This is a genomic window from Mycobacterium sp. (assembly GCF_039583785.1).
GTDB lineage: Bacteria > Actinomycetota > Actinomycetes > Mycobacteriales > Mycobacteriaceae > Mycobacterium.
Genome location: NZ_JAVKSG010000055.1, coordinates 14032 through 24962 on the forward strand (window position 1 = coordinate 14032; position 10931 = coordinate 24962).

Below are 10931 nucleotides of genomic sequence, written 5' to 3' on the forward strand. Positions count from 1 at the left end.
ACAAACTCCAGCCCGACGACGATGCGGGCCGGAACGGCCCGCTGAGGAGCGGGATCAAAAATATGTACGACCAGCGCGCCCGCCGTGGCCGAGGCTTGAGCGCGCACTGTCCTTGCCGGCCTATGGCACGACGCGGTCGAGGTCGAACGCATTGCCGATGGCGTCTGCAAGGGCTGCTTCCTGGGATGCGAGCAGGTAGCCGATTTGCCGACCCAGGTCAGACACCGGGATCGTTTGGATGTTGTCGCAACTGACGACAGACGGTTGATTCAGCCCATTCGCCGCGCCTACCAGGACTTCGGTGGAAAGCCCTCGGACGGTTGTCGTGATCGGGGCGACGGTGACGTTGGTCAGATGTGGACGCACGACCTCGCGGGTGAGAATCACGACCGGTCGAGACTTGTCCAGCTGGGCGATGTGGATAGGTCGCATCAGTCCATGTCGAGGACGGTACGAGCAGAGCGGCCGGCCAGCGCATCCACATCGCTCGGCGCCGACTTGCTGGCCGCGAGGATCTCCGCGTCGCGTTCGGCGAGACGGCGGCGACGTTCCCGTTCCAGCGCCCGCACCACGACGGACGCACGGCTGCGGGCATGTCCGCCCCGGACTTCGTCATCGATAAAAGCGACGATATCGTCGGGCAAGCGGACCGCAATTTGTATGCTCACTGCACCGATGGTACCAGTTTGGTATGCCCGCGCAGGGGTCGAATACGTGAACCGGTAACGCACTCACCTCCCGGAGGGTCAGCGATTGTCGAGGTGGGAGGATTCCCGACCGCCGAAGCGCCGACAAGCTCGCGGATCCCCAGGGCGTCCAAGGACGGGTAGCTTGTCGGCTTGTCAGCAAGCTCCCCACCACCGGTCAGCCTGCCGTCCGCGGTGCGCCTGCAACATCGACTGTGCGCCTACGGATTTGAGTGTGCACACCGGGCGGGTTACGTCGGCGTGTCGTCGCCCTGGATACACAGTCGACGCCCGACCTCCAGCCCTGAACGCTGGCCGCGTCAGCCGACTGGGTCCGGCCGCCCTACCAGGACGGCGTCAGCCAGCGACGACGACGATCACGCCGGGTGGCTGATCGGCAACGTCTTTGGTCCGCGGCGCAACCTGGGCTTTGAGCAGTTGGCCGACCGCATCGGCGGTTTCGTGCTCACCGGGCGCATCGGTGTAGTACACCGTGGTCTGAGAGACGTCGGGCAACGTCAGGTTGTCGACCTTGGTGACGTTGAATCCACCCTGCTTGAGCTGGTCAGCGGCCTTGCCCGCAACACCTTTCAAGTTGGAGATGTTGAACACGAGCACGTCGGCCTTGGGCGCCGGCTTCGCCGAGGTCTTGGACGCTACGGCGCTGGTCGTCACGCTCGACACCGCCGAGTCGTCATCGGTGTTACTGCCCGATCCCATCGCCTGAAACCCGACCAGCAAAAAGATGACGCCAAGAAACAGCAGCACCATCACCATGGCCCGCAACGGGAGGCCGGTCGAGTCGGGAACGCGCTCATTCATCGAAGTCACTGTATCCAGGAGTGCGCGAAAACCCACACCGACGCCCAGCGAGCAGGCAAAATTCTCAGGTGAGTTCGAAGCCCAGACGTCGGGCGGCCCGCGCCTTCTGCCGGCTGGCCCGGAGTCGGCGGAGCCGTTTCACCAGCATCGGATCGGCGGCCAGCGCCTCGGGTCGGTCAACCAACGCATTCAGCACCCGGTAGTACGCCGTGGCCGACATTCCGAACAAATCTTTGATGGCTTCTTCTTTGGCTCCGGCGTATTTCCACCACTGACGCTCGAAGGCCAAAATATCGTGTTCGCGGCGAGTCAACCCATCGGCAAGTTCAGAGTCGTCCCTCGATCGATTAGCCCGCGCCATAGCGCTGTCCATATCGCTTCCTCGACCCTTTCGGCGAAATCTCGAATACTCGCTGCTCCGGCGATCATTCAACCACGTCGACAACTGTTGACCGGGAAGCCAGACCCGCGAGTCGGCCGACTAGGTGAGGCCGGCGGCCGCACAAGTACTCCGCAACGGGGGCAGCGGGACTCGGGCTTAAGCTTTGCGGTCATGGCAGTCGTACCTATCCGCATCGTGGGAGATCCCGTACTGCACACTCCCACCACGCCGGTTCCCGTCGCGGCCGACGGATCACTGCCGGCCGATCTGGCCGATCTGATCACGAATCTCTACGACACCATGGACGCCGCCTACGGGGTCGGCCTGGCGGCCAACCAGATCGGCGTCAATCTCCGGGTCTTCGTCTACGACTGCCCCGACGAGCGCGGGCAGCCGGCGCGGCAGCGCGGCGTCGTGGTCAACCCGGTGCTGGAGACCTCTGAGATTCCCGAGACCATGCCCGACCCCGATGACGACGACGAAGGCTGCCTGTCGGTGCCCGGCGAGTCGTTTCCCACCGGACGGGCCAACTACGCAAAGGTCAGCGGGCTCGACGCCGACGGCAGCCCGATAATCCTGGAGGGCACAGGGCTTTTCGCTCGCATGCTGCAGCACGAGACCGGCCACCTGGACGGCTTTCTCTACCTGGACCGCTTGGTCGGACGCCACGCCCGCTCGGCCAAGCGCGCGGTCAAATCGCGCGGCTGGGGCGTTCCGGGATTGTCGTGGACCCCAGGCGAGGGCCCGGACCCGTTCGGCCACTGATGGTTTCGTGGCCGGAGCTCGGTACCCGGGTCACGGTGCGCTACCGACGGCCCGCCGGGTCGGTGCCACCGCTGACCGATGTGATCGGCCACCTGCTGGAGTCTGGCTCACGAGTACGCATCCAGACGAAGACGGGCGCGACGGTGCAATTCGCAGCCGACGACGTGGTCGCCCTACGCATACTCAGCGATAAGCCGGTGCGCACGTCGGAGATTCGCGCACTCGAGCACGCAGACGCCTTGGCGTGGCCCGGCGTCGAGCGGCAGTGGGTGGACGGCTGGCTGCTACGCGCCGGGCCCGACGGCGCGTACCCAGCGAACTCTGCTGTGCCACTAGCTACTTCAGCCACCCAGGCGGCGATACCGGCGATCGTCGACTGGTATCGAGACCGTGACCGCACTCCACGGCTGGCCGTCGCCGATCGTCTACTCCGCCTCCCTGACCGAGGCGAACATGCCAACCGGATCATGGTGCGCGACGTGCACACCGTCGAGCCCGCCCCGGCCGTCGAGCTGTCGACTCGGCCCGGCAGCGGGCATACCTTCGGCAGCCACGGGGACGCGTCAGCGAGTGCCGCGGTCACCGACGCTCCCGACGGCACTCGCTGGGTGGGCCTTTTGACAGTCCACGAGCCAACAGCCGAACTCTGCGAAACCCTGCTGGCCTGGGGAGCGTCGCGGGGTGCGACCCGTGGCTACCTGCGGGTGCCCGACGACGACCGCGCCATGGCAGATCTGGCCCGGTCGCTCGGGTTCGCCCTGCACCATCACGCGCGCTACATCACCGTCGGCACGCTCACGTAGGGTTTCAGCCATGCCCGACGGCGTGATTGACGGCGGCGATCCGCTGCACCCGCGCCTGCGGATAGCCACCTGGAACGTCAACTCGATTCGTACCCGACTGCCCCGAGTGCTCGATTGGCTGCAGCGCGGCGAGGTCGATGTGCTCGCCATGCAGGAAACCAAGTGCTCCGACGAACAGTTCCCCACCATGCCGTTTCTGGAACTCGGCTACGAGGTGGCGCACTGCGGTTTCAACCAGTGGAACGGCGTGGCGATCGCGTCGCGGGTCGGTTTGGACGACGTCGAAGTCGGCTTCGACGGCCAGCCCACCTGGAGCAGCAAGCCCGACCTGGCCGCCGCCGCCGAGGCGCGCGCGCTGGCAGCCACCTGCGCCGGGGTGCGGGTGTGGAGCCTCTACGTGCCCAACGGTCGTGGGCTGGACGACCCGCATTACATCTATAAGTTGAATTGGCTTGCCGCCCTTCGTAATGCCGCCGAAGGGTGGCTCCGCGTCGACCCGTCGGCACCGATTGCGCTGGTCGGAGACTGGAACATAGCCCCGACCGACGACGACGTCTGGGATGTCGACTTCTTCGAGGGCGCCACCCACGTCTCGGAACCGGAGCGCAAGGCATTCGAAGCGATGCTCGACGCTCAATTCTCAGACGTCGTGCGGCCGTTCACGCCCGGCCCCGGCGTCTACACCTACTGGGACTACACCCAGTTGCGGTTCCCGAAGAAACAAGGGATGCGCATCGACTTCATCCTCGCGTCCCCCGCACTGGCTAACCGCGTGGCCGATGCGCAGATCGTCCGGGAAGAGCGGAAAGGCAAGGCACCCAGCGACCATGCGCCGGTCGTGGTGGATCTGCGCACCAGTTGAGGTTTAGATATTGCCCGGCCGGGTATTAACGCGCTGTTCATTTACCAGTCAAGGTCATAAGATTGCGGGCATCAGTTTCCGGCCCGCATGTCTGAGTGTCAGGGAGTCATCATGGGTGTTGTTGACGGCACCGTACGCAACGTAAGTCGAACGGTCGGCCGCGCCGCCTCAGCAACCACCGCCGCTGCGGGCGCGGTCGGTGGCGCGGCAGTCAACGGCGTCGCCGGTGCCGTCACCGGCGCCGTCACCGGCGTGCAGAAGGGCATCGACAGCGGCAGCCACTCCACCCCCGCGGCTGCATTGACGCTGGGTGCCATCGGTGTGGCGGGCCTCGTCGAGTGGCCGATCCTGCTGGCCGTCGGCGGCGGCGCCTTGTTGCTGCGGCGACTGAACAACTCGCACCACGACAGCCCGCCGGCCGAGGTCGCTGTTGTCAAGTCGACCAGCTCGGCACGGCCGCGTAAGACGCCGGCCAAAAAGACGCCGGCGCGGCGGTCGGGCGCAACGCAGTCACGCACCCGTCGCTGACGCTGTCGAGTAGGTAGCGTCGTATCGGTGCGAGTTCCCTTTCCGTTGCGCGCGGTGACCCAAGGTCTTGAATCGCTGGGCGCCATCGCGTCGACAGGCCTGACCATGGCCGCGATCCCGGTCCGCGAAGGCGTCAAGGCGCTGTCCGACGGGCTGCCCTCGCCGCCGATCCTGACCCGGCACAATTGGTGTGGTCAGGGACGGGCGTGGATCGAGGTCCGCGGACTCGACGGGTCCGACGGCGCCGAACTCGGGTACATCGTCGTCGAGGCGTTGCAAGGACATGCAGGAGTCAGGTCGGTCAGCCTGAACTTCCCGCTGTCGCGCGCCGTCATCGGACTCCACGACGGGCAGGTCTCGCTTCGCGACCTGTGCCGCGCCGTCGAAGAGGCCGAAACGACCTGGCAGTCGACGCGCGGCGACGTCCATCCCGCGCGCCCTGTGCCCCGTCCGAAAGCTTTGCCCTGTGACACTCAACCGATGGCTATCCGCGCGGCGACAGCGGGCGCCAATGCCGCCGGTCTGGGTGTCGCACTCGCCGGTCGAGCGCTGCGATGGCCACCCATCCCGGCAACTGTGGGCGCAGCCAATTCGCTGGTCAACTACCAACCGGCGCTCCGTCGGATGGTGGAGAAGACGCTCGGACAGCCGACGACCGACGCAGCGCTGACGCTGGTGACCGCGGCCGTGAATCTCGGCGCGCTGGCGCTTCCGACATTGGCGGTCGATTTGACGATGGAATCGATCAAGATCATCGAGCTTCGCGCCGAGGCACAGGCCTGGGAGCGCCACGAACCCGCGTTGGCGCGCCACGCCAATCACGCCGAAGTTCACCCGTCGTCGCGACCGATCCCGTTGCCGGACGGCCCCGCCGAACGCCACGCGCGGCGTGCCGCGCTCGTCCAGGCGACCAGCGGCGCCGTGATTTCCGCCGCCACTGGCAACCTCGACACGGGTTCGGCTGCGGTGATGGTGACCGCGCCGAAGGCAATGCGCACCACACGCGAATCCTTTGCCGCAACTCTCGGATATGGTCTGGCCAGCCGCCACGCTGCTCTGCCGTTGCGCCCGGACAGCCTCCGCCGATTGGACCGGGTTGACGCGCTGCTGATCGATCCCCGGGTGCTCTACACCGATACGCTGCGGGTGCTACAGGTTCGCGGTGCGGACGACGACGATCGTGCCGTGACGTGGCGGTGCGCGCAGCAATTGCTGGACCAGCCCGACCTGGACGCGGGTTGGCATCCCGTGCCGGCGACGGCGGTCTCCCCTCCTGATGCCGGCGTCGAGGCACTCATCTGCCCCGCCCACCAGCCGCTGGCCGCTGCACTACTGGCCGAGGCCCGCCGCTCCCGGCTGGATTTGATCTCCCTCGATGTCGAAGCCCTGGGCGAATTGCATTCCGCCTTCGACGAATTGCGTCCGATGGGCAACGATTCGGTCGACGACGCGCTGGTTGCCGCGTTGACGGACCTGCAGCGCGCCGGCCGCACTGTTGCCGTGGTGTCCTCAGCTGCTGCACAGGCGTTGTCATCGGCTGACGTGGGGTTGGGTCTCATGCCCACGTCCGACGCAGATCCGCCGCCGTGGACTGCGGATCTGATATTTGCCGACCTGACCACCGTCTGGCGGCTGGTGCGGGCGCTGCCCGCGGCGAAGGCAGCGACCCGACGCGGGATCGAGATCGCCAGCGCCGCGTCCTCGTTGGGGGCGCTGCTGATGATCCCCGGCGTGGTCAGCCGAGGACCCAGCCCGGTAGCCGTCGGCGCCGCGGCGGGTCTGCTTTTCGGGTATCTGATGGCCCGTCAGGTGATTCGTGCCCCCGCTCCGCTCCCGGCGCCAATGCACGAATGGCACGCCATGTCGGTGGAGAAAGTCCGCGCGATGTTGCCGCCGCCGGATTCCGACGAACCGGTGGAGCCGGGGCGTGCGCCGTTGGCCTTTCGCGCAATGACAACGGCACACCGCGGCGCAGAACTGGCCGGACGACCGCGCCAGGCAGTCTGGCGGTTCCTGCAAGCGGTGCGGTCCGAGTTATCCGACCCGCTGACCCCGGTGCTGGCTTTGGGCTCGGCGGCCAGCGCGGTGCTGGGTTCGCCGGTGGACGCCATCTTGGTCGGGTCGGTGCTGACCGGAAACTCCATACTGGCCGCCAGTCAGCGGCTACGGGCCGAGGGTCGGCTAAACGAGCTTCTGGCTCAACAGATTCCACCGGCGCGCAAAGTCACGACCGGACCAGACGGCACTTCGATCTACACCGACATCAACGCGGTGCAACTACGTCCCGGCGATGTGATCGAGGTGCGGACGCACGAGGTGGTGCCCGCCGACGCCCGGCTGATCGACGAAGACGACCTCGAGGTCGACGAATCCTCACTGACCGGTGAATCGCTGCCGGTGGACAAGCACGTCAACGCCACACCGGGCGCCCACTTCTCCGAACGCCGCTGCATGGTGTTCGGCGGAACCACCGTGGTCGCGGGCACCGCCGTGGGCTTGGTGACCGCCGTCGGGGCCGACACCCAGGCGCGACGCGCCGCTGAGCTCGCGTCGGGGGAATCGCCGAACGCAGGGCTGCATCATCAGCTCAGCCAGCTGACAAATCAGGCTTTCCCGGTCAGCCTGGCGGGTGGAGCTCTGGTCGGCGGACTGGGCCTGTTGCGCCGCAAGGGTTTACGTCAGGCCGTAGCCAGCGCCGTCGCCATCACGGTCGCCGCGGTCCCGGAGGGTATGCCGCTGGTGGCGACGCTCGCACAGGCGGCGTCGGCCCGCCGGCTGACCAGCTACGGAGCGCTGGTCCGCGTCCCGCAATCGGTGGAGGCGCTGGGCCGCATCGACGTCGTCTGCTTCGACAAGACGGGCACGCTGTCCGAGAACCGGTTACGGGTGTCGCAGGTGCATCCCGCGGAGGGTTACTCCCGCGAGGATGTCCTGCGCTGCGCGGCGAGCGCCGCCCCCGACGCCAACGGTGGGCCGCAGCTGCACGCGACCGATCGCGCGATCATCGAAGCGGCGCATTCGGTTGACTCCCCGGCGGCGGACGCGGACGCGCACCTGCCGTTCCGCTCGGGCAGGTCGTTCTCGGCATCGGTGGTCGACGACGAGCTGACCGTGAAAGGCGCACCCGAGATGGTGCTGGCCGCGTGCGAGGGCGTCGGGTCCGACATCGACGAGACGGTGCGGCAACTGGCCGCCGAGGGACTGCGGGTGATCGCCGTCGCGCGGCGTCGGTTGACCGCGCAGCAGGCCCGCGTGGTCGCCGAGGATGAGGACGCCATCGAAGGACTGGCAGGCGGCGAGCTGTCGCTGGTGGGTTTTCTCGGACTGTCGGACACCCCACGGGCCGAGGCGCCCGCGTTGCTGGCTGCACTCGCCGAGCGGGACATCGGCATCCGGCTGATCACTGGCGACCACCCGATCACCGCCGCGGCGATCGCCCGGGAACTGGGCATGTCGGTGACGGCGGACCAAGTCATCAGCGGCGCCGAATGGGACGCGCTGCCACGCAAGGACCAGGAGCGGGTGGTCACCAAGAAGGTGATCTTCGCCCGGATGTCGCCGGAGAACAAGGTGCAGGTGGTGCAGACGCTGGAAAGCGTTGGCAAGGTCTGCGCGATGGTCGGCGACGGCTCCAACGACGCCGCCGCGATCCGGGCGGCCACCGTCGGGATCGGCGTCGTCGCCCGCGGTAGCGATTCGTCCAGTGTCGCGGCTGACGTGGTGCTGGTCGACGCCCGCATCGAGGCCCTGCTGAACGCGATCGACGAAGGTCGCGAGTTGTGGCGGCGGGTGCAGGCCGCGGTGTCGGTGCTGCTCGGTGGCAACGCCGGCGAGGTCGCGTTTGCCGTCATCGGCAGCGCGATCACCGGCAACTCACCGCTGAACACCCGGCAGTTGCTGCTGGTGAACATCTTTACCGACGCGCTGCCGGCAGCGGCGCTGGCCGTGAGCAAGCCGAGCAGCCCGATTCAGCCCGATGGGCGCGGCCCCGACCAGCAGGCGTTGTGGCGGGCGGTTGCCATCCGTGGCGCCACGACGGCGGCGGCTGCGACAGTGGCGTGGACGATGGCCGGCTTCACCGGACGCCCGCAGCGGGCGTCGACGGTGGCGCTGGTCGCGCTGGTCTCGGCGCAGCTGGGTCAGACCCTGCTCGACTCGCGGACCCCGTTGGTGGTGTTGACCGCCGGCGGATCGCTGGCCGTGATGGGGACGCTGATCAGCATTCCGGGCATCAGCCAATTGCTCGGCTGCACTCCGCTCGGCCCGCTCGGTTGGGCGCAGGCGCTGGGCTCAGCCGGGGCAGCGACCGGCGCGGTGGCCGTTGCGACCCGGGTATTCGCAGTCAAGCGGCCCCTGGAACTAGAGGCGGGCGATCCGACTCCGGCCGAGTCGCCACGACCTGCACGGCGCCGAGGCGCCACAGAACGGCGTACAACTGGGTCAACGGGACGGTCAGCAGGCCAGCCACAGCTCCGCCTAGTGGGTCGGCAAGAGAGTCGGTCGTCGACATAGTTCCGACAGTGACCGCATCACCGGTCCCCATGGCAACGTCAACGTTACTGAAAGGCAAATGATGGCCGAAAAGAATGCGCGGCGCCGGACTTCGCAGGCAGCGGCGGTTGCACATATCCGGGAAGGCGAGACTTTCGTGGTCAACCTGCCGGTTTTGGGGCAAGTCGAAATTCCGCCACCCGAGGCGCTGGCTTACTACGGAGGTTTGGCGGCGCTGGCGGCGTTCGAGCTGATCGACTGGCCGGTCGCGGTCGTCATCGCAGCGGGCCATCTGCTGGCCAGCAATCACCACAACCGGCTGCTCGAGGAACTCGGCGAGGCCATCGAGGACGCCGAGTAGCGGATTCAACCGGCGCCGTCCTACCGCGAAGGATAGGCGGCGAGGTCGTCGTGCGGATGGTGCTGACGAATCTCTTGATCCGCCAACCTAAGTGGTGCTCGATGCAGCCACAGACGACGGCTCGGCAATGTTTATTTCTCAGATGACGCCGCATTGAGTAGGCGCGGCGTACCTTGATGGTCAGGAGTTGAGCAAGCAGCTTTTGCGCAGCGACGTCGAAGGTGTCTGGGTTCCAGGCATGCTTCGCCTGCGCGGTCAATCCGGCAAGACGAGCGAAAGCTTGAACATGACTGCTGAACTTCATGGTGTTGACCAAGCGTCACAGCAACACGGCGCTAGAGCCATCGATCTCCGCAGACCCTGCATGTGGATCCGCACCGATGCCGAATCCACCGCGATCACCATCAGCGGCGAGATCGGTGCGTCCGACATCGACAACATGAGTCCGTACGCCCGGGGGCTGGTACGCGACTGCGCCGTACTGATCGTCGACCTGAGCGGCACAGGTTTCATCGCCGTTGACGCGCTGCGTGCGCTGTTCGCGCTCTGGTCCGCAGGAGCAGCTACAACCGGACCAACTCCGGCACATGTCATGCGGATCTGTTCTGAACGCATCACGGTCGAGCTTCGCCGCGGCGAATGACGATGGTTTAACGGACACGCACGTCTGAGCATGGCTTTACCGGCCTCGTTTGGGAGTTCAGAACTCGCCGTGAGGTCAGGGCGATGCCGGCCAGTCGTCGCCTACCCGGGCATTAACAAAACGAGAACAGAGTGTCATGGTTCTCAGCGCACCCTCAGATCACCTTCGGCGCTCCAAACTGCCCGCCGAGATGGCTGGTCAGAGCCGTCGGTACAGGTAACGCAACCGTCGTTGACCAGCATTTTGCCCGCCATCCGGGCAGATTTGAAAAAATTTTAGAAAATTTTTCACAACTTTTTGCCGATACGTGTTCCTGGCATGTAACTTGCGGGCTACCTTAATGAGACCTGAGATTTCACAACGTCCACGAGGGGGCACCACGATGGCCGGTCGGCACACCAACAAGCGGAGTCAGCAGTCGCGCAACGCCAAGAACCGGCGACGTCGGTTGCTCGGTGCGGGCACGACCGCGAGTGCGTTTCTCGCGTTCGGCATGACCCCACTGGCCTCCTCGCCCGCTGCCCATGCCGACGCGTTTGACGTGATCATTGACCCGATCATCAACTCCATCCTGGGTTCCATGACGAG

12 protein-coding genes are annotated in these 10931 nt (G+C 66.5%); 8 read left to right on the top strand and 4 right to left on the bottom strand.

Annotation, left to right across the window (positions count from 1 at the left end; all coding sequences use genetic code 11):
* Nucleotides 1-120: 120 nt before the first annotated feature.
* The 4 genes from ABDV69_RS15530 to ABDV69_RS15545 all read right to left on the bottom strand — a co-directional run bounded on the left by ABDV69_RS15530 (nt 121) and on the right by ABDV69_RS15545 (nt 1881).
* Nucleotides 121-432, bottom strand: a complete 312-nt coding sequence (locus ABDV69_RS15530) for a type II toxin-antitoxin system PemK/MazF family toxin (protein ID WP_343575916.1) — start codon at nt 430-432, stop codon at nt 121-123.
* A complete protein-coding gene (locus ABDV69_RS15535) occupies nt 432-668 on the bottom strand; it encodes a YlcI/YnfO family protein (RefSeq protein WP_343575918.1) in 237 nt (78 codons plus the stop codon). Before ABDV69_RS15535 ends, ABDV69_RS15530 begins: the two co-directional genes overlap by 1 nt.
* Before the next feature lie 375 nt (nt 669-1043).
* Nucleotides 1044-1508 carry a LytR C-terminal domain-containing protein gene (locus ABDV69_RS15540; RefSeq protein WP_343575920.1) on the bottom strand — a complete coding sequence of 155 codons (465 nt, stop codon included), beginning with the start codon at nt 1506-1508 and terminating at the stop codon, nt 1044-1046.
* Between the two features lie 64 nt (nt 1509-1572).
* On the bottom strand, nt 1573-1881 hold the full coding sequence (locus ABDV69_RS15545; protein ID WP_343575922.1) for a DUF3263 domain-containing protein: 309 nt from the start codon (nt 1879-1881) through the stop codon (nt 1573-1575).
* A gap of 180 nt (nt 1882-2061) precedes the next feature.
* Between ABDV69_RS15545 and ABDV69_RS15550 the strand changes: the two genes are divergently transcribed.
* The 8 genes from ABDV69_RS15550 to ABDV69_RS15585 form a co-directional block, all read left to right on the top strand.
* Nucleotides 2062-2655: a peptide deformylase gene (locus ABDV69_RS15550; protein ID WP_343575924.1), complete on the top strand. Its 594-nt coding sequence runs from the start codon at nt 2062-2064 to the stop codon at nt 2653-2655.
* Nucleotides 2655-3458 carry a GNAT family N-acetyltransferase gene (locus ABDV69_RS15555; protein ID WP_343575925.1) on the top strand — a complete coding sequence of 268 codons (804 nt, stop codon included), beginning with the start codon at nt 2655-2657 and terminating at the stop codon, nt 3456-3458. The genes ABDV69_RS15550 and ABDV69_RS15555 overlap by 1 nt, the downstream gene beginning before the upstream one ends.
* A gap of 55 nt (nt 3459-3513) precedes the next feature.
* Entirely contained in the window at nt 3514-4320 is an 807-nt protein-coding gene (locus ABDV69_RS15560; protein ID WP_343575940.1) for an exodeoxyribonuclease III, read from the top strand.
* A gap of 111 nt (nt 4321-4431) precedes the next feature.
* On the top strand, nt 4432-4848 hold the full coding sequence (locus tag ABDV69_RS15565) for a hypothetical protein (protein WP_343575926.1): 417 nt from the start codon (nt 4432-4434) through the stop codon (nt 4846-4848).
* Nucleotides 4849-4893: 45 nt separating this feature from the next.
* On the top strand, nt 4894-9360 hold the full coding sequence (locus tag ABDV69_RS15570) for a cation-translocating P-type ATPase (protein WP_343575941.1): 4467 nt from the start codon (nt 4894-4896) through the stop codon (nt 9358-9360).
* A gap of 61 nt (nt 9361-9421) precedes the next feature.
* On the top strand, nt 9422-9700 hold the full coding sequence (locus ABDV69_RS15575; RefSeq protein ID WP_343575943.1) for a hypothetical protein: 279 nt from the start codon (nt 9422-9424) through the stop codon (nt 9698-9700).
* A 187-nt stretch (nt 9701-9887) separates the two neighbouring features.
* Nucleotides 9888-10343: a hypothetical protein gene (locus ABDV69_RS15580; RefSeq protein WP_343575928.1), complete on the top strand. Its 456-nt coding sequence runs from the start codon at nt 9888-9890 to the stop codon at nt 10341-10343.
* Nucleotides 10344-10725: 382 nt separating this feature from the next.
* Nucleotides 10726-10931, top strand: a 206-nt coding sequence (locus ABDV69_RS15585) for a hypothetical protein (protein ID WP_343575930.1), incomplete at its 3' end; no start/stop codon positions are given.